Origin of the sequence: Collinsella sp. AF23-4AC (assembly GCF_003462685.1) — a bacterium.
Classification (GTDB): Bacteria; Actinomycetota; Coriobacteriia; order Coriobacteriales; family Coriobacteriaceae; genus Collinsella.
This window is the reverse complement of record NZ_QRVE01000001.1, coordinates 304,170-328,993: the sequence shown is the minus strand read 5'-3', so window position 1 is coordinate 328,993 and position 24,824 is coordinate 304,170. Positions and strand designations below refer to the sequence as shown.

The window sequence follows — 24,824 nt, the reverse complement described above, 5'->3', positions numbered from 1 at the left end:
GCTCCTGGGGCATTGCACGTGCAGAACGGTTAAAATCGGGACTCGGTCTTAGTTTTACTTGGAAGGATGCATATGGCTTCTAATGTTGATGCTTCTCTAGAGGAGACGCTCTCCTATATTACTGACCAGTTGAAGGCGCTTACCTCGATTGCTTCGCCTACGGGCTATACCCGTGCGGCGACTGATTATCTGATGGAAACGTTGCGCGAGATGGGGTTTGGGCCCGAGCGTTCCAATAAGGGCAACGTGTTGGTTGAGCTTGGTGGCGAGGGTGAGCCGCTCGTACTGGCGAGCCATGTCGATACCCTGGGCGCCATGGTGCGCTCCATTAAGGACAATGGTCGCCTGCGCCCCACGACGCTCGGTGGGCACCAGTGGTCTACGGCCGATGGCGAGAACTGCACCGTCTACACGCGTGACGGCAATGTGTATACGGGCGTGGTCCTCAATACCGAGCCTTCGGCGCACGTGGCCGATGAACCGGTCAAGACCATCGAGAAGAACATGGAAATCCTGCTCGATGAGAATGTCGACAGCAAGGACGATGTGCTTGAGCTGGGTATTCAGACGGGCGATATCATCGCCATGGATCCGCGCACCACGGTGACGGAGAGCGGCTACATCAAGAGCCGCTTCTTGGACGACAAACTGTCCGCGTCGATTCTGCTTGGTTTGGCCCGCGCCGTTGCCGACGGCGAGGTGACCCTTTCGCGCAAGGTTTCGCTGCTCTTTACGGTGTACGAGGAGGTCGGCCACGGCGGTGCCTTTGTGCCGGCCGACACGCGTGAGATGATCAGCGTGGACATGGGCTGCGTGGGTGACGACCTGGGCTGCACCGAGCGCATGGTTTCGATTTGCGCCAAGGATTCGGGCGGTCCGTACAACTACGACCTGGTAACCACGCTGTCCAACATCGCGCGCGAGCTGGAGCTCGATTACGCCATCGATGTGTACCCGCACTACGGCTCCGACGTCGAGGCCACACTCTCGGCCGGCTACGACATCCGTCACGGCCTGATCGGCCCCGGCGTGTACGCGAGCCACAACTACGAGCGCAGCCACATCGACGGTGTGCGCAACACCTACGAGCTGGTTCGCGCCTACGTCCAGCGCTAACGATGCAGCGGCCTCGGCTGACACAATAGCGCCGACCGAGGCCGTCCTCTCAAAGTTGCGGTGAAATAGGGACTGTTTGGCGGTTTTAAACGCTTAAACAGTCCCTATTTCACCGCAACTTATAAAGGGGATGGGGCTATTTGATGGCTGCCGTAACGGTGCCGCCGCCCAGGACGACGTCGCCGCGGTAGACGACGACGGCCTGGCCGGGGGCGATGGCTCGCTGCGGCTCGTCAAAGGTCAGCAACATTTGCCCGTCTTCGCCGCGCGTAAGGGTCGCTGCCTGGTCTTTCTGTCGGTAGCGGTACTTGGCGCCCACGCGAATGCCGCCGGCATCCAGCTCGGCCTCCATGTGGTCGGCAGGGGCGCTCCAAATCCAGTCGTTGGCCGTGAGTGCCGTGGCCGTCAGGTCCTCTGCCTCGCCCAGATGCACAGTGTTGTTGACGGCGTCGACGCCCGTTACGTACACGGGATGCGCCATCGCGACGCCCAAGCCCTTACGCTGGCCGATGGTGTAGCGCAGCGCGCCGTTGTGGCGTCCGACCACGCTGCCGTCGCGCCATACGATATCGCCCAGTGCAGCGGGATGTCCGCAGCGGCGCTCGATATAGCCCGCGTAGTCACCGTCTGGAATAAAGCAGATATCCTCGCTTTCGGCCTTCTGGGCGTTGGTAAAGCCCTGCTCGGCGGCTATGCGGCGCACGTCGCGCTCTTTGTCTAGGCCTGCCAGCGGAAAAATCGTGCGTGCCAGACGCTCCTGCGTAAGCGAATACAAAAAGTAGCTCTGGTCCTTTTTGGGGTCCTCGCCGCGATGTAGCTGCCAGATGCCGTCTGCCGCCTGGCTTGTTTTGGCGTAATGGCCCGTGGCGATGTAGTCGCAGCCCATGTCCAGCGCCGCATCGAGCAGCGCGCCAAACTTAATGTGGCGGTTGCAGATAATGCACGGATTGGGCGTCAGCCCCTCCTGGTAGGCGTTCACAAAGCGCTCGATTACGTTATGGTCGAAGGTTTGCTGCAAGTCGAGCACGTGATGGGGTATTCCCAGGCGCCCGGCGACGGCCTTCGCGTCAGCGATGTCGCGATCGACTTTGCTCATGCCCGTGACGGGATCGGGCGCGGGGCAGGTGAGGCGCATGGTGGCACCGACACATTCGTAACCCTGACTTTTGAGCAGATACGCGGTCACGCTGGAATCGACGCCGCCGCTCATGGCGACGAGCACGCGCTTGTTGTGCATGGGGAGGTTCTCCTTGGTGGCATGTGGCCAAAAAAGAAAAGCGGCGCGGGAGGCTGGTTCCGCGCCGCAGACATTGTAGCAAGTTCGGGCGTCCTGTGGGACACCCTGTTGGGATGAGCTCAGGCTGCCAGAAGAGAGGGGAGACCGGCGTGCCTTGGACTCGTTCTAAGAACGAGAAGCTTTAGTCCTGGAAGAGCGCCGTGGACAGGTAGCGCTCGCCGGTGTCGGCGAGCAGCGCCACGATGGTCTTGCCCTCGTTCTCGGGGCGCTTGGCCAGCTGCAGTGCGGCCCACACGGCGGCGCCGGACGAAATGCCCACGAGCACGCCCTCCTTGTGGCCCACGGCGCGGCCGGTGGCAAAGGCGTCGTCGTTCTCGACGGGGATGATCTCGTCGTAGACCTGGGTGTCGAGGACGTCGGGCACAAAGCCGGCACCGATACCCTGGATCTTGTGCGGGCCGGCCTGGCCCTTGGAGAGCACCGGGGAGGTGGCGGGTTCGACGGCGACGACCTGAATCTCGGGGTTTTGCTCCTTGAGGAACTCGCCCACGCCGGTCACGGTGCCGCCGGTGCCGACGCCGGCGACGAAGATGTCGACCTTGCCGTCGGTGTCGTCCCAGATCTCGGGGCCGGTCGTGGCCTTGTGAATGGCCGGGTTCGCGGGGTTCACAAACTGGCCGGCGATGATGCTGTTGGGAGTCTCCTTCTGCAGCTCCTCCGCCTTGGCGATAGCGCCCTTCATGCCCTTGGAGCCGTCGGTGAGCACGAGCTGCGCACCGTATGCCTGCATCAGCTTGCGGCGCTCGACGGACATGGTCTCGGGCATGGTGATGATCACCTTGTAGCCGCGGGCCGCCGCCACCGAGGCGATGCCGACGCCGGTGTTGCCGCTCGTGGGCTCGATGATGGTGTAGTCGCCGCCACGCACGAGCTTGCCGGCCTTCTCGGCCTCGTCAATCATGTTCTTGGCGACGCGGTCTTTAACGGACCCGGCGGGGTTGAAGTATTCCAGTTTGACGAGCACGCGGGCCTTGAGGTCCTCGTCGGCCTCAAAGTGGGTGAGCTCCAGAAGCGGGGTGTGGCCGATAAGCTGATCGATGGACGTGTAAACATTGCTCATGGTGAACCTCCAAAGTGTTCAAATGACTGGATACCGTGTGGTTTTACGGTGTGTGTAGCAGCGAAACCCACAAACCTTATAGGTTGTTCGTTTTGCTGTTGGGAAGCATACTAGACACTAAAGCCTAGTAATGCAATAGGAAATAGGAGTTTATTGCAAGTTGATTAACCATCTTGACCGGAACGGGTATTTTCAAAGCCAATTTTTCGGCTAGAATTTCAACGAACTAAAAGACCGAAAGGCAGCACTATATATGTTGGTTTCTACTAAGGGCAGATATGCCCTGCGCGTTATGGTCGACCTGGCCGAGCATCAGGCGGCCGGTCGCATCCCGCTCAAAGAGATCGCGGCGCGCCAGGGGATTTCGGAGAAGTACCTCGAGAATATTCTGGCGACGCTCGTGCGCGCCAATATGCTCTCGGGCATGCGCGGCAAGGGCGGCGGCTACGTGCTTACGCGCCCGCCCGAGCAGTATACGGTGGGCGAGATCTTGCGCCTGACCGAAGGCAGCCTGGCGCCGGTCGCATGCCTGGACGGCGACTGCAAGGGCTGCTCGCGTTCGGATGAGTGCCCCACGCTCGACGTGTGGAAGAATCTGGACAAGCTCATCAACGACTACCTCGACGGCGTGACGCTCGATGCGCTCGTCGCCCCCAACGAGGGCTACGACTACGTCATCTAACCCACGCCTGCCATGTGGGGACAGGGTGGAAATGGCAGATTCTCTCGCCCTTTGAGACTTGGCAAATAAGAAGGCCGCCCATTTCTTTGCGATGGGCGGCCTTCGTTTTGGGCTGTTGAGACGGGCGCGGCCGGAATGGCCGTTTTAGCCCTCGGCGATGCTGTCGAGGATGCTGCGCATGATGGATACCAGGATGCTGCCCATAAAGGCCGATCCAAAGCTGGCGATGGAGATGCCGACGCCCAGTAGGTTGACCGACAGATAACTCGCGAGCTCGAGCATAAAGCTGTTGACGACAAGCTGGAAAATGCCCAGCGTAATGATCGTGAGCGGCAGCGAGATGACCGTCAGGAACGGCTTGACGAGCGAATCGACGATGTTGAGGAACAGTCCCACAAAGGCGAAACAGACCCAGGCCTCGGCAAAACCGAAGGGTTGGATGCCGGGGACGAGGAACGTGGCGATTGCGATGGCGATCGAAGTAAAGAGCCAGTTAAGCATAAAGCGCATGGTAGGGGGTCCTTTCTTGCGCGAGGTGAGTTAGTGACGCGTGAAGCGGCTTACGGCGGCGACCTGGATGGTTGCACGGGCGCGCCGCGGTGTTTGGGCGCCCATTGTCTCAAATATTCGTGGAGCTTGCGTGCGCATACGGTTTCTAAACGGCGTTCGTCCTGAAAAACGCGCCGCTGGCAGAGAGTCTTGTCGCTTTAGTTTGGTGGTGTGCTACACTGCTACGGGCAAAAGCCACAGGCGTTGCCCTATTGCATAGAACGGGCGAACGATGCCCGATGTCAGTATCAACTTCGATGCCTTTTGGCGGGTTTGGCGGTGATCGATGAATATCGAGAACATGTTTGACAAGCCTGATGTCAAGCAGCTGGTCCACGCATTTAGTCTTTTGGATGACGAGAAGGATATCCAAGCGTTTTTGACCGATATCTGCACGCCGCGCGAGATTTGCGATCTATCGCAGCGTCTGCAGGTCGCGCGTTACCTGGACGAGGGCGAGCCTTATGTTGAGGTTCAGGCCCGCACCGGTGCTTCGTCCACTACGGTGAGCCGCGTTTCAAAGGCGCTCAACGGCGAGTACGGTGGCTACCGCAAGATCCTCATCAAGCTGGAGGATGGCGAATAAGCTGCGCCAAAAACGAATTGTACAAAACCGCTCCTCCGGGGGCGGTTTTTATATGCCCGCAATCGGCTGGTGCGTTGGGGTCAGGTTGCTTTGTACCAAAAGATGGAGCTGCGGTGGCAATGTGTCCGCTTGGGCGGGTAGGATGGATGCATTGATTATTGCGAACAGTTTGAGCGGAGGACCATGCCTGTTCGAATCTATACCACCAATGCCGGCACGGATTTGAGCGATGCCGAGTCGGCGCTGCTTGCCGACCTTATTGCCCGCCACGGGCGTGCCGTGCTGTTGGCGCCAACGTTTGCCGAGCTCGACCTGTGCCGTCATGATGCGGCGGAAGCCGGCGTTTCGCTGGGTATTGACTACAAGACGCCTACATCGTGGCTTCGCTCGCTTTGGGAGCTTTTGGGCGACGGGCGCGGTTTCGTCGACAACCTGCAGCGCCAGATGCTGTTTTCGGACATGGTAGCGCGTCTCGACGACGCCGACCTGCAGCCGCTTTCGCGCAGCCAGGGCACGGTGCGTATGCTCGCGCGTATGGCTCGCGATGTGCTGCCGGGTGTGGCAGGGACAGGTGCCGAGCGTTGCTGCGACAACGTTTGCAAGCCCAAGCCCAGAAGCGACGCCGAGGCTCGCGTGTTTGAACTTTTGTGCGCCTATGCGAGCGGCTTGGACCGTCGAGACATGGTCGAGCCCTGCGAGGCGGCTGACATTATGGCCGGTGCCCTGGCCGATAACCTGCCGGCGTGCACCCGCGCCGTATGCGTGCGCGGTATCACGTCGTTTACGCACGGCCTGCTCGAGTTACTGTCTGCCGTGGCGAACAATGGGGGAGAGGTCGTCGTGCTGCTTGCCCGCGAGCAGGCGGCGATGCGCGAGGACCTGGCTGCCGCCTTTGATGCCCGCGGTGTGCTGTTTGAGGCCGCCCCGTTGGGGGAGAACGCCGGCGCGTCTGAGACCGCTTCTGCGCCTGCCGCTCAGCCTATTTTTATAGAGGTGGCCGGCCCCCATGCCCGCGCCCGCGCTTATGTGGATGCTCTTGAGAACCTGGTCGCGGCATGTGAGGAGTCCGTGTCGCGCGACGGCGCCGCGACAAACTCCGACCCCACGCGCGCGCTCGTTGTTTCCGCCCGGGCACCCCAGCTGTTCGGCGAACTCGCTGCCCGTTTGGCGGCGCGTCACATTGCGGCCGAGACGACTGAGTTCACGGCGTTTTCCCAATCCATTGCGGGCAGGCAGTTTGCGGCGCTTGCCGGCCTGATCGAGCGCATGAAGGCCGCCGATGAGTTCACGGCGTCAAAGACCGAGTGGTGGCCCGCGCCGGAGCTTACCGACTGGATCTACAGTCCGCTTTCGGGCGCTGATGCCGTCAATGCCCGTGCCTTCGATAAGAATATGCGACTGTCGCGCAGCAAGACCACTGCGGGCGTCAAGAGCCTGCTGCAGAGCGTGCAGGGCCAGGTGAGGGGCGCCCGCAAGGCTGCCAGCGAAGAAAACTGGTTTAAGAACGTGCCATGCGTGGTCTCGGACGTGTTCCAGGCGCTGTGGCGCGACAAGCCCGTGGCGGCGCTCAAGGCAATGCTCGCCGTCGCCGAGGCGTTGCCCGATCGCGCCCTAGGCGGCCTTGACGGCCAGGCCCGTCGCCAGGCAGAGACGGCTCTGCTGCGCCATGCCATCGACATCCTTATGAACGATGCTCGCGCGCTCGACGTGTCGCAGGCCGCGACCGTGCCCGTGCTCGATGGCATTCGCACCAAGGTAGACAAGCGTAGCACCGCCTACGATTACGAGACCTACGAGGTTGACCGTGCGCCACGCGCCCAAGTGCGCTTTGCTTCGCTTGCCGATGCGGCGGCTCTACGCCCCGGCAGCTACGATGCCGTGCTGTTTGCCGACGTCGACCTGGACAGTTATCCGCTCTCACATGAGGAGGGCCCGCTGGCCACGCTGACGGCAGAGTTAGATCGCAGCGGCGTGACGCTTGAGCCTGCGGCCTTGCTGAGCGCACGCTTTGGCCGCGCGATGCAAGCGGCGCGTGGTCCGGTTGCGCTCGCCCGTGTGACCCACGATCGTCAGGCGCGCGAGTGCTATCCGGCGGCCGTGTGGACTGAGTTGCGTGCACACGCCAAGGCCGCTGGCGCTGCCGAGGCCGCTGAAGCTGCTAAAGCGGCTGACGACGCTAAGGCCGCTGGCGCCGACAAGGCGAAGTGCGTGGGCGAGGGTGATATCGTAAGGGACTTCGATCCCGCGGCAGGCGAAGGTCTCAAGTGCGGGCGCGTGACCTGTGAAGCCCCTCAGCATCTGAGTGCCGAGGCCGTGTCGTATTTGGTCCTGCGTCGTCGCGATGGCGAGGGCGAGGACGCGCCACTCGTGCCGCGCCTGACGTCCGCCTCGCAGATCGAGGCCTATTCCACCTGCCCGTTATGCTGGTTCGTCTCGTATCGCGTCAAACCTCAGTCCATCGATGCGGGCTTCGGCAACATGGAGAAGGGTAACTTCGTCCACGACGTGCTGGAACACCTGCATGCGCGTCTTCCGCGGGAGGGCATGGAGCGCGTGACGCCCGAGAACCTGCCGCGCGCGAAGGAGCTGCTGCACGAGGTCTTTGCCGAGACCCTGGCCGAGCACGCCGGCAAGCGCGGTACCGAGGGCCCGCTGGTGCCGCTCTCTCCAGTGGAGGAGCGCCAGGTGGCCGAGATTTTGCCGCAGCTGGAGGGCGTGCTTGCCTACGAGTCCGAGGCGCTTGCACCCTTTGCCCCGCGCTACCTTGAGTTCGCCTTTAATGAGCTTAAGGTCGAGTATGCCGGCTGGCCGCTTGGCGGGCGCATCGACCGCGTTGATGTGGATGCCGAGAATCGCGCCGTGGTAATCGACTATAAGCATCGTTCGGGTGTCGAGGAGTTTAAGCTCGCCGACCCCACGGTGCGCGACGAGGAGTCGGGCGAGGCCCCCATCGACGACCCGCGCTGGCTGCCGCCCCATACCCAGACACTCATCTACGCGCAGGCCATGCGTCGGGCGCTGGATCTGGATACCCGCGCCGCGCTCTATTTTTCGACCAAGGGCGGCAAGCCCGCGCTGCGCGGTGCGGCGAGCGCCGAGTTGCTTGAGGAAGAGCGCGGCGACGGCCGCATTCCGGGCCTTAAGAAAGGTTTTCCCGGCGAGGGCGGCAGCATGGACTTCGACGCCCTGCTCGATCGCGTGGAGGACGGCATCGCCGAGCGCCTGCGCGAGCTCGAGGCAGGCAACGTTGCCGCCGTCGACCCGACGTCGGCTCAGGCCGCGCATGCGCGCTGCTCGTATAACCACGAAGGAACGTTTGTAAGGAGGGACGTGTAGACCATGGATCTTTCGACTTTGATGCCGCAGCAGCTGCAGATCGTCAAAACGCTCGACCGCCCGCTGTTTGTCTCGGCGGGCGCCGGTTCGGGCAAGACCTTTACCCTCACGCGCCGCATCGTCTACGCGCTCTCGCCCGAATCCGGTCCGTTCGTTGAGCATCTGGACCAGGTGCTCGCCATTACCTTTACCAAAGATGCCGCGGCCGAGATCCGTGACCGCGTGCGTTGTGCGCTTATCGAAGAGGGTATGGACGAGGAGGCCCTGACCGTCGACGACGCTTGGATCTCGACCATTCACGGCATGTGTTCGCGCATCCTGCGCGCGCATGCGCTGGAGCTGGGCATCGATCCCGAGTTCACGGTGCTTACCGATACCGATGAGCTTATGGATCAGGCTGTCGAGCATGTGCTGGGGCGCGCGACGGCGCCCGATGCCGCGCCTGAGCTCGCCGCCCCGCTTAAGGCCCTCTACGCTTGGTATCCCATGGCGGGCGAGGGCGGGCCGTTTGGCGCCGGTACCACCATCAAAGGGCTGGTGCGCGACCTGCTGGAGCTATCGAGCCAGCTGCCGGGCGGCATGGACGATGTGTGCGTGGCGCGCGGCCAGGCTGACACCTCTGCGCTTGCCGACGCCTATCGCGCGGCGTTGGGTGCGAGCAAGGCCGCGACCGAGAAGGCACAGGTGGCACTCGACGCCATCGACGCGTTTGAGGCGAGCGGCAAAACCATGGAGGATGCGGCGCGACTCATGATGTCGTGCAGCATGCCTCGGGCGAGCAAGGCGTTCCCCAAGGAGCAGGTCGAGCTGCTCAAGGCCGAGGCTGCCGATGCATTTATCAATATCGTGCTTGCCTGCGGTGCCCCCGCGCTCGATGCGCTGGTGGGGCTTGCTCGTGCTGTGGAGGCGGAATACCGCGCGCTCAAGGCTGACCAGTCCGCGCTTGATAACAACGACCTGCTGCGTATGGCCTACGAGGCGTTGCGCGATTACTCTGCCATCCGTGCTGCGTACGAGGGCCGTTTTAAGATGGTCATGATCGATGAGTTCCAGGATACCGACCAGATGCAGGTCGATTTGATCCGTTACCTGACGGGCGCGGGGGAGCGCGCACTGTGCACCGTAGGCGATGCACAGCAGTCGATTTATCGTTTCCGTGGCGCCGAGGTCGAGGTCTTCCGCCGCCAGGAGCGCAAAGTGGGCTCCTCTGCTGCGCCCGAGACGGCTGTCGCATCCGATGCCCCCGCCGGCGAGCTCGTCAAACTCGTGCGCAACTTCCGCAGCCACGACGAGGTGTTGCGCTACGTAGCGCGCGTCTTTGACGGCGACACCGGTGGTTTGATGCAGGGGTTCTTGGATCTTGAACCGAGCGACAAACGCGAGGACAAGCTCAAGGCGAAGGCATCGCGCCGCCAGGCGATCTTCGTTGCCGGTGGCAGTACGCAGGAGCGAACGCAGGCGAAAGCTCGCGCGATTGCGGAGCGATTCCAAGCACTCGTTAAAGCGGGCCAGCCCCAGGGCGGTATGGTGCTGCTGCTGGGGCGCATGACCAATGCCGATATCTATGCGCAAGCCTTCCGCGACCAAGGGCTCGACTGCGTGATCGCAGGCGGCTCGGTCTTTGCCCAGGCAGCTGAGGTGCAGACGGTGCGTGCCCTGGTGTGCGCGCTTGCCAATCCGGCCGATACAGCGCAGGGCCTCATGCCGCTGCTGGCATCGCCGATGTTTGCGCTGGGCGCCCAGGAGTTTTTGGCGCTGGCGACCAAGCTTGACGATCAGACGGGGGAGACCTCGCGCCGCAACATCGATGCGGGCATCATGAGCGATTCCGATGTGCCGGGCCTGCAAAACCTGCCGCTCGTGACGCGCGCCCGCGAGGTGCTGCGCTACGCGCTTCGCCGTGTGGGGCGCGATTCGTTCGCCGCCATCGCGCGCGATACTGTCAACGCCTCCGGCTGGTTTGTGCGTCTGGCACAGCGTGGTCCCGAGGGCAAGGCCATTGCCGCCAACGTGCTTAAGGCGCTCGATGCCGTGGCCGAGGCGGAGGCCGAGTTCGGTAACTCGCCGCGTTCCATTGCGCTTGCCTTCGACCGCTTCTTGGCGGGCAAGGAGGCCCCAGGCGCCCTCAACGAGGAGGGCGACGGCGCGGTGCGCATCATGACCGTGCATGCGTCCAAGGGCCTGGAGTATCCGGTCGTAGCGGTTGCCGAGTGCTTTGGCGTGCGTAAGTCCTCGGGTGCGGCACAGATGGGTCGCGTCGAGGGCGGAGCGCAGGTCGTGGCTCTGCCGGCACGCTTCGACGGCGTTAAACTCGCCGACGGTACCTTTGTGAAGGGCGACGACGTCAAAAAGCAGTTTGAGCATGCGTTTAAGGGCAAGGGCACGTCGCTATGGTTACCGCCGGAGCTCATGGAGGATGTCTGCGCGACGGGTTCTCCCGCCGAGGCATTCGTTCGCCTGCGCAACGACGACCTGCAGCTTTCGCTCGAGGAGCGGGCCCGCTTGCTCTACGTTGCCATGACGCGTGCCCGCGAGCTGGTGATCTTGGCGATGGATGCCGGCGTGAGCCGTGGCAAGGTGACGGCGCCGACCTTCGATGTCGAGACGGATCTGACCTACGACGTGCTGCGCCGCATCCTGCCGACCGACAGCCTGGACATGCCGCAGCTCGATGCCGACCGCCTGGTGTTCGACAACTCCCAGCCGGGCGACTACGAGCTCATCTCGCTGGCGGACTTTACGTTTGGCGAGCAGGCGTTTGAGGTCAACGCTTCGCTGGATGTCGAGGGCAGGCTTGTCCGCGGCGATGCGGAGCCGGAGGGTGCCGGTGCGGATGCCCGCGCCGCCGTTCCCGGTCCTGCCGACCCCGAGCCCGATGCGTTTGAGCTCGTGTATCCCCAGGCGGTGGGCGTGCGCATGGGCACCTGCCCGTATCCGGCGCGCGATTCGTACAGCTACTCGTCAATCGCCGCGGCGCTGCATGCCGAGTCCGAGGACCGAGCCGCCGAGGCGCATGTGCCCATGGACGAGGCTGGCGATGATGCGGAGTCGGATGGTTCCGAGATGACGGATGCAGACGTGGCCGCCGTTGAGCCCGCCGGCAACCCCATGGCGCTGGGCTCGGCGTTCCATGCTGCCTGCCAGTGGCTGATCGAGATGGGTGCCGATGCGCTGCCCGCTGAGCGTGCCGATGCGCTGGCGCGCCTGTGGTGCCTGACGCCGGAGCAGCGCGAACGCCTCGACGTTGCCCTGGACCGCTGGCTCAAGTCGGCGGTCCGTGCCGAGCTGCTTGCCTGGCCGTGCGTTCGCGCCGAGGTGCCGTTCTTTTCGCTGGGCTGCGAGGACGAGGACATCGCTCGCTACGGTGCATATGCCGAAGGCGCCATCGACGCTTTGGCGACGAACCCGGCGGATTCGTCACGCGCGCTGGTCATCGACTACAAGACGGGCGGCACACCGGACGAGACGCCGGAACAGCTGCAGGAGAAGCACGCCCTGCAGGCGCGCGTCTACGCTGATGTTCTGCACAAGGCGGGCTTTGAGGCCGTGACCGTTAAGTTCGTCCGCGTGGAACAGCTGGATCCAACCATCTTCGTCGAACCCGCCGAACCTCAAGTAGTCACCTACAACCTCTAGCCCTCAGATAACTTGCGGTGGAATACGGACTGTTTTGGCCAAAAAAGCCGCCAAACAGTCCGCATTTCACCGCAACTCAATAGGAGCCGTGTTGGTTTGGCTAGGTTCGGGTGCCGTCCGCGCCGTGCGGTAAAATCGTTCAGTCAGAACACGAACCCGCATCGGAGCTCATCACATGGCATTCGTCCATCTGCACAATCACACTGTCTTCTCGATGCTCGACGGCGCAACCCGTATCCAGGATATGGTCAATCGCGCCGTAGAGCTGGGCATGCCCGCCGTCGCCATTACCGACCACGGCTACATGTATGGCGTGCCCGACCTGGCGCTGGCCTGCGACGCCGTCAACCACAATACGCCCGAGTACAAAACCTGGAGCCACGACAAGGCCTTCTTGGAAAAGGACCGCCGCGACGAGCTGGTGGAGCCCGATCCTGAGGCAAACCCGCGCGAGCATGCCCAGTATGTGAAGGACATGGCCATGTGGGACGAGAAGGGCAACATCGACGAGCTCAAGCCGCCCCTGGTCATCAAGCCCATCTTTGGCTGCGAGGTTTACTTTACGCCGGACGAGACGCTCGCCCGCGACCATAAGCCCGAGCTTTACCACATGATCCTCCTGGCTAAGGACCAGGAGGGCTACGTCAACCTGATGCAGACGGTCTCCGAGGCCGCCGTACAGGGCTTTTACTATAAGCCGCGCGTGACGCTCGACAACCTGCGCCGCCACGCCAAGGGCATGATCTGCACGAGCGCCTGCATCGCGGGCATCATCCCCAAGTACATCGACCGCGGCGACATGGAAGGCGCCATCAAGTGGGCCGAGACCTTCCGCGATACCTTTGACCCCGGCGACTTCTACATCGAGATCCAGGAACACGGCATTACCACCGACAACGGCCTGACCGACGAGCAGATGGACCGCACGCTCATCGATATCGCCAAGCAGGTGGGCGTCAAGGTCATTGCCACCAACGACTTCCACTACCTGCGCCGCGAGGACGCGCCGGTGCAGGACGTCATCATGTGCATCGGTATGAACGCCAAGGTCGACGACCCCAACCGCATGCGCATGACCGGCTCGGAGTTTTATATGAAGACCGAGGAGGAGATGCGGGCGATGTTCCCGTATTGCCCCGAGGCCTGCGACAACACGCTCGAGATCGCCGACAAGTGCTACGTAGAGCTGGACTGGGACTCCATCATCCTGCCGCGCTTCCCGCTGCTCGACCCCGGCGAGACACACGAGAGCCAGTTCCGCCGCGAGTGCGAGAAGGGCCTGCGCCAGCACTACGGTGACGACTGGGCCACGCGCGAGATCGGTGGCGTCAACATCAAAGAGCGCTTTGAGTACGAATACAAGGTCATTTGCGACAAGGGCTTTGCCGCCTACTTCCTCATCGTCGCCGAGTACGTGCAATGGGCCAAGGACAACGGCATCGGCGTCGGCCCCGGCCGTGGCTCGGCCGCCGGCGCTATCGTCGCCTACGCCATGAACATCACCGCGTTCGACCCGCTCGAGAACGGTCTGATGTTCGAGAGGTTCCTGTCCCCGCAGCGTACCGAGATGCCCGATATCGATATGGACTTCGACGATGAGCGGCGCCTCGAGGTCGTGGAGCACGTTCGCCAGCTCTACGGCCCCGAGAAGGTCACCCACGTCATCACCTACTCGACCATCAAGGCCAAACAGGCCATCAACGACGCCGCGCGCGTCCTGGACTACCCGGTCTACATGGGCCAGCGCCTGTCCAAGATGGTCTCGAGCGACCCCAAGGTCAAACTCAAGCAGGTGCTCGACAAGCAACCCGGCAAAGAGGATTTGTTTAACCCCGACTTTGCCGAGGCCTATAAAAAGGATGACGACGCCCGCCGCATCATCGACACGGCGCTCTCGATCGAGGGCCTCACCCGTGGCGAGGGCGTGCACGCGTGCGCCGTTCTGATCTGCCGCGACCCCGTCAACGAACATGTGCCCACCAAGCTCGACACCAAGGGCGGCGTCGAGATTACCCAGTACGAGGGCCATACCGTTGCCGACATGGGCCTGCTCAAGATGGACTTCCTGGGCCTGCGCACGCTGACGGTTATCTCCAAGGCCAAGGCCAACATCAAAAAGAACTTCGGCATCGACATCAAAGAGGAAGAGATCCCCTTTGACGATCCCGAGATCTTTAAGCTCATGGGCTCCGGCCACACCGCCGGCGTCTTCCAGGTCGAGTCCGCCGGCATGACGGCCACGATCAAGAACATGAAGCCCACCGAGTACAAGCACGTCGTGGCATTGATCGCTCTGTACCGCCCGGGCCCGCTGGGCGCCGGCATGGTCTCGTCCTACATCAACCGCATGAACGGCAAGGAGCCGGCCGTCTCCTACGACGACCGTCTGGACGACATCCTGGGCGAAACCTACGGCACCATGGTCTACCAGGAGCAGGTTATGCTCATCTCCGTCGAGATGTGCGGCTTCTCCAAGGGCGAATCGGACTCGCGTATCCGTAAGCCCGTGGCTAAGAAAAAGATTAAGCTGCTCACGTCGACGGTGCTCCACTGGGAGGATGGCTCGGACGAGACCACCTACGACCACTGGATGAACGGCGCTATCAAGAACAACTACACGCGCGAGGTCGCCCAGAAGATTTGGGACGATGTTCTCGAGTTCGCATCCTACGCCTTCAACAAGTCGCACTCCGCCGGCTACGCCATCCTGGTTATGCAGACGGCGTGGCTCAAGGCGCACTATCCGCACGAGTACATGGCGGCCGTTCTGACGTCCTATACGGGCAAGACCGACAAGATCGTGCACTACGTCTCGGCGTGCCGTCACGACGGCATTCCCGTGCTTTCGCCAGATGTCAACGAGTCCGGCACCGAGTTCACGGCTACCAAGGAAGGCGTGCGCTTTGGTCTGGCCGGCATCCGCGGCGTGGGCACCGGCGTGGCGCAGGCGATTATCGCAGAGCGCGAGGCAGGCGGCCCGTTTAAGACACTGCACGACTTTGTCGAGCGCGTGGACTCGAGCCAGGCAAACCGCCGTGTGATCGAATCGCTGATCAAGGCAGGCGCCTTCGACTCCACGGGGTATCCGCGTCGCCAGATGATGCACTTTGTGGACAAGAACAACCCCGAGAACATCATCGACGCCGCCGTGAAGCGACAAAAGGATCGCGCGAGCGGCCAAACGTCGTTCTTCGACATGTTCGGCGACGTTGAGGGCTCGGGCTTTGAGGTGAGCGTGCCCGATCCGGACGGCCAGGAATGGGACCGCCACCTTAAGCTGAGCCAGGAGAAAGAGGTTCTGGGCATCTATGTCTCGGACCACCCGCTGCGCCCGTTTGAGTATGCACTAGCCAAGGCGCGCGACTTCTCGTTCTCGCAGATCGATACCGGCTACGAAGTGCAGAACCCCACGGGCGGCACCATCAACCAGGAGATTCCCGAGGGCAAGGCACTGTGGTGGGCCGGCATGGTCTCGAGCGTGTCCAAGCGCGTGACCAAAAACGGCGACCCCATGGGCATCGTGCAGCTCGAGGACATGGAAGGCGAGGCCACGGTCGTGGTGTTCCCCAAGACCTACAAGGAGGCCGAGGGGTATCTGTACGGCGAGGTCGATCCCGAGACCGGCGCGCAGCTGTCCGACGCGTTTGTGCGCATTAAGGGCAAGCTCGAGCGCTCGGACCGTGGCGACCAGATCATCGCGCAGGAGATTGTGCCGCTGGAGCTTAGCGAGGAGAAAAACAAGCCCAAGGTCTTTGAGGTCATGGTGCCCAACAGCCGCTTTAGCCAGGGCAATATGGCGCGCCTGGCCACGGTGCTCACTACCAACCCGGGCGGCGACCGCGTGGAGATCTTTATTGAGCAAGTCGACGGGCGCGTGCTACGTGCCGAGGTACCGGCCAAGGTCAACGCACGCTCGATTCCGCTGCTGGCAGAGGCAAAGGCGATTGTGGGTAACCAGGGCCGCGTGACGGTTATCTAAGCTACCCGGGGTGAGATTGGAGGAAGTGATGGCGCAGGGGACGTTTGTGCAGGCGCTCCGGAAAGAGGCGGCGCTGAGCGGCACCTTTATGAAGGGGCGTTCGCTCATGCTCAACGGCGCCGTGCTGTCGATCGAGGACAGCGGCTCGCGCTTCTCCAAAAACGTGACGGTTGAGGGCTCGGTGCGCGGTTCGCGCGGCGACCTGTACAAGACGCACGTGGCGCTCGACATGGACGAGCACGAGGTGATCGACTACGACTGCGATTGCCCCGCCGCCTATCGTTACCCCGGTATGTGCAAGCACGCTATTGCCACGGCTCTGGCGTATTTGGATGCCAGCGGCGCCGAGCCCGTCGAAGGTTTGCGCACGCCGGTCCGCACGTTTACGGCACAGCCGAAACAGCCCGCACGCACCGCGCCAAAAGCGCCGGCCGTCAACCCCAACTTTCCCTTTCCGGCGCCCGTCCCCACGAGCCCGAGCCTTGTGGCGGCGCTCTCCGATCTTTCGGACGCGCGCATGGATGAGCTGGCGAGCATGCGTCGCAAGCTTGCCGGTACTGTTGATCCCGACGCCCCCAAAGCGGCGTTGGAGCCCTCGTTGGTGCCGTACTACAATCCGCTGTTCGCTGACCGCTTTAGCTGGGCGCTCGAGTTCCGCATCCGCTGTGGATCGGTCTCCTACGTGGTCAAGGATATCGACGGCATGGCCGATGCCTACGTGCGCGGCGGCATGTTCTCGTACGGCAAGAAGCTTACGTTTGCCCATTCACCTGAGGCCTTTGACGAAACATCGGCAAAGCTGCTCAACCTTGTTGTGACGACAGTTGCCTATCTCGATGACATCACAAGCTCGCGTTCGGCGTCGTACGACTTTGCCCGCAGCGGTTTTGTTGCCGAGCGTCAGTTGCCGCTGTCCGAGCATAGCATCGTATATGTGCTGGACCTGCTGCGCGGCCAGACCATCTCCTTTGAGCCCGCCTGGTCGCGGGGGACGACGACGCATCGCACCTATGACGTGGCGGTTGAGGTGCCTCCGGAAGGGGAGGACGAGGCGCTGGCTAAGCGCCCGCCGCTCCTTGCCGCCAAAATCGCGCCGGCGGCTGGTGGTAGCTATGACCTGCGCCTGCCCGCCGATATGTACTGCTTTGCGTCGGGCGATGCCGCCTACTTGGTTGACACGCGCCGCGCGCGCCGTACCGACGCTGCATTTGCTCAGCATGCCGCATCTTTTTTGTCACGCTTGCTGCCGTGCCGCACGCCCGCCCATATTGCCGCCGAGCAGGTGGGTGAGTTCTGCCGCATGGCGCTGCCCATTTTGCGCGACTATACCGACCTCACCGCGCCCGCCGCGCTCGATACCGTGGCACCCGAGCCGAGCTTTGCTATGGCGATCGGCGTCGACGATGGGCTCGTGACCTGCAAGATTACGGTTACCTACGGCGATTGGTCGGCGGATCTCTTTAGCCTGGGCGCTCCGGGCAGTCCCTTCGAAGAGCAACGCCCCGGCGTGCCGCCCCGCGACGAGATAGCGGAGTTTCGCGTTATGGATACAGCGGCTCTGTACTTCGATTTCTACGAGGGCGGTCTGGCGTTTGAGGAGCGCGATGATGAGAGCTTGTTCTGCCTGCTGACCGAGGGCCTGTCCGCCCTGTCCGAGCTGGGTGAGGTCATGCTCAGCGACCGTCTGCGCCAGATTTCGGTGCGTCCCGCGCCCAAGCTCTCGGTTCGTGCGACCGTCAAGAGCAATCTGCTCGATGTCGAGCTGGGCGCGAGCGGGCTTTCGGCAGCAGATCTTGCCATCTATCTGGACTCGTACAAGCGCCACCAGACGTTTGCGCGCCTGACGTCCGGCGACATCGTGCGCCTGGATGAGGGAGCGCGCGCTGCGTTTGGCCTTGCCGAAGATCTGGGTGTCGATGCCGTCGACCTGCTCGACGGCGTGTCGCTTCCCGCGTCGAGCACCCTTTTTGTCGACAGCATGCTCACGCGCACGCCGGCGCTCGAGGCCGATCGCGACGCCGCTTTCCGCCGCACCGTCGAGCGCCTGGACACGCTCGGCAAGATGGACTTTACGGTGCCGGCATCGCTCAAGGCAACGATGCGCGGCTACCAGGTCGACGGATACCAGTGGCTCGGCTCGCTCGAACACCTGGGCCTTGGCGGCATCTTGGCCGATGACATGGGCCTGGGCAAAACGCTCCAGATGATCGCGCATATCCTGGCGCGCGTGGAGGCGGGGGACACCAAGCCCACGCTTGTGGTGTGCCCTGCGTCGCTTGTGTACAACTGGACCGCCGAGCTGGAGCGCTTTGCCCCGTCGCTCGATGTGTGCGCCATCGTGGGCGCCAAGGCTCAGCGTCGTGTGCAGATCGCCGGCGTGGCCAAGCATAACGTGGTCGTGACGTCGTATGACCTTATGCGGCGCGATATCGACGAGTACGTCGAGCAGGACTTTGCCCGCGTGGTGCTCGACGAGGCCCAGTACATTAAAAACCCGCTCACGCAGGTGGCGCGGGCTGCCAAACGTCTGCCTGCCGGCGTGCGCTTTGCCCTGACGGGCACGCCCATCGAAAACCGCTTGTCCGAGCTTTGGAGCATCTTCGACTTTTTGATGCCGGGCCTTTTGGGGACGCGCGAGTCGTTTGCCAAGCGCTTTGAGAGCCCCGTCGAGCATGCCGAGGGCGATAGCGCCGCTCGCCTGCAGGCGCTCGTGTCGCCGTTTGTGCTGCGCCGTGTTAAGGAAGACGTGGTGGCCGATCTGCCCGAAAAGATCGAGGACACCGTCATGGCACAGCTCACCGGCGAGCAGCGCAAGCTCTACCTGGCCAACCAGGACCGCATCGCCCAGCAGGTGCAGCACCGCGAGGCTGGGGAGTTTAAGAAAGACAAGCTCAAGGTGCTCGCCGAGCTCACCAAGCTGCGCCAGATCTGCTGCGACCCGCGTCTACACTACGAGGATTACAAGGCGGGGAGCGCCAAGCTCGATACGTGTATGGAGCTCGTGCACGGCGCACTCGACGGCGGGCATCGCATCCTGTTGTTCAGCCAGTTTACGGGTATGCTCGATATCATCGGTAAGCGCTTGGCCAAGGAGGACATCGCCTTCCTTAAGCTCACGGGCGCTTCGTCTAAGGAGAGCCGCGCCAAGATGGTCGCGCAGTTCCAAGCGGGCGAGGTTCCGGTCTTTTTGATTTCGCTCAAGGCGGGCGGCGTGGGCCTCAACCTGACGGCGGCCGACGTGGTCATCCACTATGACCCGTGGTGGAACGTGGCGGCGCAGGACCAAGCGACCGACCGCGCGCATCGTATTGGCCAGCAACATACCGTGACCGTGTACAAGCTCATCGCCAAGGATACGATCGAGGAACGCATTATGCAGATGCAGGAGTCCAAGCGCGACCTGGTCAACAGCGTGCTCGGCGGTGACGGCATCTCGTCGGCGCTGTTTACCCGCGAAGATGTTCTGGCACTGCTGGGCGGCGACGGGCGCTAACCCGCTCGGGTGGGGCCGCCAGGGCGGATGGCACACGCTGCCCCATCGTCCCCGCCCGTTATGTGTTCATTTGCAATGCCGTGGATGGTTTGTCTGCCTTTGGGCATAAGAACCATCAAGAACATTGGCACATCAGCAAAGGAGAACATCATGGCGAAATTCTTTAAGGACCCCAATGGCAAGCTCATTGCCGCCCTTGGCAACGACGTTGCAACCCCTGCCGGCTGCACGGAGCTGACCGCGAACACCGAGGATGCGGCGCACGAGAAGCACGTGCCGGTCGTCGAGAGCGAGCGTGACGGTCACGTGATCCGCGCACGCGTGGGCTCGGTCGAGCACCCCAGCCTGCCCGAGCACTATATTGAGTGGATCGCCCTTGAGGCCGAGGGCCGCTTAGAGGTCCATTACCTTGAGCCCGGCATGAAGCCCGCGACGTTTTTTGCCGGCGGTTCCAAGACCGGTACCGTCTATGCCTACTGCAACCTGCACGGGCTGTGGTCCGCGACATTCTAGGAGCGCGCCCCCGCTCGGGGTATCATAGCTAGCATATGCACATGCAAGCGCCGACTGCATTATGCGGCCGGCGCTTTTACTACGATTTCGATGGTTTACGACGGAAAGGGCTGAGCCATGAAGCTCGCGCTTGCACAGATCGATATGCGCCTGGGTGACATCGAGGGCATTTGCGGCCGCATCGAGGACCAGGCTCGCCTGGCTCATGAGCGCGGCGCGCGCGTGCTGTGCGTTCCGGCCCCGCTCTTTATGGGTGCCATGCCGGGCAGCCTGGTGGGCACTGCCGATTTTGAGCACGATATGCTGACGGGCCTGACGGGCGTTGCCGAGCGCATCCAAGAGCTCGACATGATCTGCATCGTGCCCGCTGCGGTTTCGTTTGAGGGCCAGCCGCTGCTCGACTATATGATGCTCAAGGACGGTCATGTGGTGCCCGCGCGCACAAGCATCGCCCTGCAGCGTGGCGAGAACAACGACACGCGTTGGGCACCGCCGGTGTTTGACGTGGACGGCGTGCGTATCGCCGTGATCTTCGACTTGGACCGCGAGCTCGAGATGCTGCCGACCGGTGTCGACCTCATCGCCTATTTTCAGTTCAACGCGTTTGATATGACCGACCGCGAGACCGCCGCGATCGCCGCCGTGCGCAGCGGAGCCTACCGCAAGATCGCATCTAAGCGCAGCGTATGGTTTGCCTGCATGGCGCCGGTCGGTGCCTATGACGAGTCGGTGTATACCGGCGGGTCGTTTGTACTCGACGACTGCGGGCGCGTGGTGGCCCAGGCGCCGTGCTTTGAGGAGAGCCTGCTGGTTCAGGAGATTCAGCGCGGCGTAATGCTCGATGCTTTGGAGGACCACGAGCTGCCCGAGTTTCGTTCCGAGGAGTGGTTGTGGCAGGCGCTGGTGCTCGCTGTGCGCGATAACGCCCGTGCCCATGGTACGTCGCGCGCCGTGGTGGCGCTCGAGGGCGATCTGCCGTCGTCTTTGCTTGCAGCGCTGGCTGTCGATGCATTGGGCTCGCGCAACGTGATCGGTCTGGTGTTGGACCGCAACCGCATCTTTACGCCGGCGCAGGAGGAGGCCGAGGCCGCCCGTTGTGCCGCCGTTCGCGCGATTGCCGAGCGCCTGCATATTCGCACGGTTGAGCGCGATGCGCCGGATGCGGCGCGCGTACTCGACCGCGATGTGTCGGCGGGCGATGCCGAGCGCCTGCGTTCGCGTGCGCTGGGCCTCATGTTGGAGGACACGGCGCTCGAGCTGGGCGCGATGGCTCTGAGTCCGCTTTCCAAGACCGAGTACGCGTTGGCGGCACCGGCGCTTTGCGGTGGCTACCAGGGCGATTACGCGCCCTTTGGCGATGTGTACCTGTCGACCCTCGAGTTTGTGGCGCGCGTGCGCAACCGCACGTCTGCCGTGGTGCCGCAGGAGCTCGTGACGCTCAACGCGGTGGAAGATTGCATGGAACGCGTGCTGGCGCGGGCGCTCTCGACGCTCGACGGCCCGGTCGACATGCTCGATCGCGCGGCGCACCTGTTCGGTGGGCTTGAGCCGGGCGAGGTCGATGGCGCGCTCGAGGCGCACGTGGACCGCAACCGACCCTTCGACGACATCCCAATGGCCGCCGGCAAGCCCGAGGCTTGCTCGCTGCTGCTGATGCTCGTACGTCAGGGCGAGGCCGCCCGCCGCATGCTGCCGACGGCGCCGATTGTCTCGGCCCGTTCGTTTGTCGAGCGCGCCTGGCCGTACATGCTCGCGTGGTCCGACCTGGGGCTGAGCGGCAAGGAGCGCATGACGGTCGATGCGCTGGCGCGCGCCGAGGTGAACCGCTTTGCCGACGAGGATACAAGCGAGCGCATGCGTGGCGAGATGATGGGCATACTGGGTGACCTGTTGGGTATTTCGCCCGAGCAGATGGAGGAGCTGCGCTCCGAGGATGGCCAGCGTCGCCTGCATGAGGGTATGAAAAAGTTTGAGGGCGAGGTCCAGGACGCCATCGAAAAGATGATGGGCGGCCAGGGCGGACCGCAGGGTGGCCCACAAGGCGGGCCGATACCGCAGCCGCCGGTTGATCCGAGGCGGTTCCCGTTCTTTAGCCAGAACTAGGGCAGACGGAAACATTGTGCGAGGGATTCCCTCACACACATTGCTTCTGCCGAATCTATCTTGCTTTAAGTATCTTGGCCCCGTTGTGTTATTCTAGAACAGACGTTCGTGAATAGTGCGCGGGGCCTTGTCTCGCGCCGTGCTTGTGGCGAGGGGAGGTTGGCTTGGTCATTTTGGGTATCGACCCTGGTTTGGCCCATACGGGTTGGGGGATTATCGAGGAACGGCGCGGCGAGGTTCGCTGCCGTGCCTACGGTTGTATCGAGACCAGCGCGGGCAGCCCGCTCGCGGTGCGCCTGTCGCATATCGCCCGCGACCTCAAGGGTGTCGTGGAGCGTTATCGACCCGATACCGCTGCTATCGAGAGCATTTACTTTGGCGCCAACGTTCGCTCGGCCATCCCTACGGCGCATGCCCGCGGTGCTGCACTCGTGGCGCTTTCGGAATGCGCGCTCGAGATTGGCGAGTACACGCCTATGCAGATTAAGCAGGCGGTTGTGGGCACCGGCGCCGCGGACAAACGGCAGGTCGCGTATATGGTTCGTACGCTCACGCAGCTCGATCACGACCCGCATCCCGACCATGCCGCCGATGCCCTGGCCTGCGCCATCTGCCACGTTAACCTCAGCCGCACCCGGGCGCTTACCGGCGGCGAGTTCTATCAACAGAGAGGAACCGGATACTGATGATCTCCCAGCTCCATGGAACGCTTGTCGAGGCCACGATGAGCTCGGCCGTTGTCGATGTATCGGGCGTGGGCTTTGAGCTCGGCATCTCGGGCAGCACTGCCGCCACGCTGCCTGCACCCGGCGGCGAGGTGCGCCTCTATACTCGTATGCAGGTGCGCGAGGATGCCATGACGCTCTTTGGTTTTGCCTCCAAGGACGAGCGCACGATGTTCGATCGGCTCGTGTCCGTGTCGGGCGTTGGCCCGCGCCTGGCGCTTGCCGTGCTCTCCACCTATACCGTGGGACAGCTGTATTCCCTGGTGATGGCCGAGGACGACAAGGGTATGGCCAAGGTTCCCGGTGTGGGCAAAAAGACCGCGCAGCGTCTGATCCTGGAGCTCAAGAGCACCTTTGCCAAGGATAAGGGCTTTGTGCCGGTCGACGTGATTCCCGGCCAGGTTGCGATGCCGGTTCCCGCCGCCGCTCCTTCGGCGATCGATGACGCCCGTGCGGCGCTCCTTTCCATGGGCTTTAGCCCGCAGGAGACCGATGTTGCCCTGAGCGGGTATGATGGGCAGAATATGCGTGTCGAGGATCTGCTCGGCGCGGCGCTTAAGCGACTCGGAATGGATGCGTGATGTGGGAAGCCGATGACTCTCAGGACCTGTGGGCGACGCCCGGCAACTCGCCGGCGGCATCCATGGCGCACGGCGAGCGCATGGTGGGCTCGGAGCTGACGCCCGAGGACCTCGATGTCGACCGTACCCTGCGTCCCCAGCGCCTGGATGACTACTGCGGCCAGGAGCACATCAAACAGAGCCTGCGCGTGCTGATCGAGGCCGCGCAGAGCCGTGGCGAGACGCTCGACCACGTGATCTTCTCGGGCCCTCCGGGTCTGGGCAAGACCACGCTGGCCACGGTTATCGCCAACGAGCTGGGCGCTCAGATCAAGACGACGAGCGGCCCCGCTATTGCGCGTACCGGCGACCTGGCGGCCATCCTGACTAACTTGCAGCCGGGTGACGTGCTGTTTATCGACGAGATTCACCGTCTGAACCGTTCGGTCGAGGAAGTTCTGTATCCCGCGATGGAGGACTTTGCGCTCGATATCGTGATCGGTAAGGGCCCGGCGGCGCGCTCGATTCGCCTGGATATTCCCAAGTTCACGCTGGTGGCGGCCACGACCCGTTCGGGCATGCTCACGGGTCCGCTGCGCGATCGCTTTGGCATCTCGTATCGCCTGGACTACTACACCGTTGAGGAGCTCGCCCAGATTGTGACGCGCTCGGCAACCATCCTGGGCGTGACGATCGACCATCCCAGCGCGCTCGAGATCGGCTCGCGCTCGCGCGGTACGCCGCGCCTCGCCAACCGTCTGCTCAAACGCGTGCGCGACTATGCGCAGGTGCGCGGCAACGGTCCTATCGAGCTCGATATCTGCCGTCAGGCACTCGAGTTCTTCGAGATCGACGAGCTCGGCTTGGACTGGATGGATATTCGCATCTTGGAGACGCTTGCCAAGACGTTCTCCGGCCGTGCCGTGGGCCTGACGACGCTTGCCAGCGCGGTGGGCGAGGACCCGGGAACGCTCGAGGATGTCTATGAGCCTTATCTGCTGCAGTGCGGCTTGATGATTCGTACGCCCCAGGGCCGCCAGGCAACGCTACGCACCTTTGAGCACTTAGGAATTGAGCCGACCGTTTAGGACGGGTCTGTAGGCTATCGCTGAGCATTGGATAAACATATCGCCATTCATCGGTTATGGGCGTTTTACTGTTGCACGCCCGTGCTATGCTGGATTGGTCT

Annotated in this window: 15 protein-coding genes; 12 read left to right on the top strand and 3 right to left on the bottom strand. The window is 62.9% G+C overall.

The window, feature by feature from the left end; genetic code table 11:
- Positions 1-72: 72 nt before the first annotated feature.
- Positions 73-1,116: a M42 family metallopeptidase gene (locus tag DWY05_RS01430; protein ID WP_117820441.1), complete on the top strand. Its 1,044-nt coding sequence runs from the start codon at positions 73-75 to the stop codon at positions 1,114-1,116.
- Between the two features lie 136 nt (positions 1,117-1,252).
- Here the strand turns inward: DWY05_RS01430 and mnmA are convergent, their stop codons facing one another.
- Both mnmA and cysK read right to left on the bottom strand, forming a co-directional pair.
- A complete protein-coding gene (gene mnmA, locus DWY05_RS01425) occupies positions 1,253-2,476 on the bottom strand; it encodes a tRNA 2-thiouridine(34) synthase MnmA (protein WP_255413189.1) in 1,224 nt (407 codons plus the stop codon).
- 58 nt (positions 2,477-2,534) lie between these two features.
- Complete coding sequence (gene cysK, locus DWY05_RS01420; protein ID WP_055250951.1) at positions 2,535-3,473, bottom strand: cysteine synthase A; 939 nt, start codon at positions 3,471-3,473, stop codon at positions 2,535-2,537.
- A gap of 253 nt (positions 3,474-3,726) precedes the next feature.
- On the opposite strand from cysK, the gene DWY05_RS01415 reads away from it, so the two are divergent.
- Positions 3,727-4,155, top strand: a complete 429-nt coding sequence (locus tag DWY05_RS01415) for an Rrf2 family transcriptional regulator (protein ID WP_055250949.1) — start codon at positions 3,727-3,729, stop codon at positions 4,153-4,155.
- Between the two features lie 144 nt (positions 4,156-4,299).
- On the opposite strand, the gene DWY05_RS01410 is transcribed toward DWY05_RS01415, so the two are convergent.
- Positions 4,300-4,665, bottom strand: coding sequence for a phage holin family protein (locus DWY05_RS01410; protein ID WP_117820443.1), 366 nt, complete (start codon positions 4,663-4,665; stop codon positions 4,300-4,302).
- Positions 4,666-4,990: 325 nt separating this feature from the next.
- Here DWY05_RS01410 and DWY05_RS01405 point away from each other — a divergent pair, with 325 nt between their 5' ends.
- The 10 genes from DWY05_RS01405 (at position 4,991) to ruvB (ending at position 24,723) form a co-directional block, all read left to right on the top strand.
- Positions 4,991-5,290: a YerC/YecD family TrpR-related protein gene (locus DWY05_RS01405; protein ID WP_022094855.1), complete on the top strand. Its 300-nt coding sequence runs from the start codon at positions 4,991-4,993 to the stop codon at positions 5,288-5,290.
- 183 nt (positions 5,291-5,473) lie between these two features.
- On the top strand, positions 5,474-8,626 hold the full coding sequence (locus tag DWY05_RS01400) for a PD-(D/E)XK nuclease family protein (protein ID WP_117820444.1): 3,153 nt from the start codon (positions 5,474-5,476) through the stop codon (positions 8,624-8,626).
- A gap of 3 nt (positions 8,627-8,629) precedes the next feature.
- Positions 8,630-12,262, top strand: coding sequence for a UvrD-helicase domain-containing protein (locus tag DWY05_RS01395; protein ID WP_117820445.1), 3,633 nt, complete (start codon positions 8,630-8,632; stop codon positions 12,260-12,262).
- Positions 12,263-12,437: 175 nt separating this feature from the next.
- Positions 12,438-16,241, top strand: coding sequence for a DNA polymerase III subunit alpha (gene dnaE / locus DWY05_RS01390; RefSeq protein ID WP_117820446.1), 3,804 nt, complete (start codon positions 12,438-12,440; stop codon positions 16,239-16,241).
- Between the two features lie 28 nt (positions 16,242-16,269).
- Complete coding sequence (locus DWY05_RS01385) at positions 16,270-19,734, top strand: SNF2-related protein (protein ID WP_117820447.1); 3,465 nt, start codon at positions 16,270-16,272, stop codon at positions 19,732-19,734.
- 150 nt (positions 19,735-19,884) lie between these two features.
- Positions 19,885-20,247 (top strand): desulfoferrodoxin family protein, encoded by a 363-nt coding sequence (locus DWY05_RS01380; protein WP_099431957.1) that lies wholly within the window; start codon positions 19,885-19,887, stop codon positions 20,245-20,247.
- 117 nt (positions 20,248-20,364) lie between these two features.
- The gene (locus DWY05_RS01375) at positions 20,365-22,350 is read left to right on the top strand and encodes a hypothetical protein (RefSeq protein WP_117820448.1); all 1,986 of its coding nucleotides are present in this window, start codon (positions 20,365-20,367) and stop codon (positions 22,348-22,350) included.
- A 164-nt stretch (positions 22,351-22,514) separates the two neighbouring features.
- Complete coding sequence (ruvC, locus tag DWY05_RS01370; RefSeq protein ID WP_035137351.1) at positions 22,515-23,036, top strand: crossover junction endodeoxyribonuclease RuvC; 522 nt, start codon at positions 22,515-22,517, stop codon at positions 23,034-23,036.
- Entirely contained in the window at positions 23,036-23,656 is a 621-nt protein-coding gene (gene ruvA, locus DWY05_RS01365; RefSeq protein WP_117820449.1) for a Holliday junction branch migration protein RuvA, read from the top strand. The genes ruvC and ruvA overlap by 1 nt, the downstream gene beginning before the upstream one ends.
- The gene (ruvB, locus tag DWY05_RS01360) at positions 23,656-24,723 is read left to right on the top strand and encodes a Holliday junction branch migration DNA helicase RuvB (protein ID WP_117735946.1); all 1,068 of its coding nucleotides are present in this window, start codon (positions 23,656-23,658) and stop codon (positions 24,721-24,723) included. The genes ruvA and ruvB overlap by 1 nt, the downstream gene beginning before the upstream one ends.
- Positions 24,724-24,824: the final 101 nt, after the last annotated feature.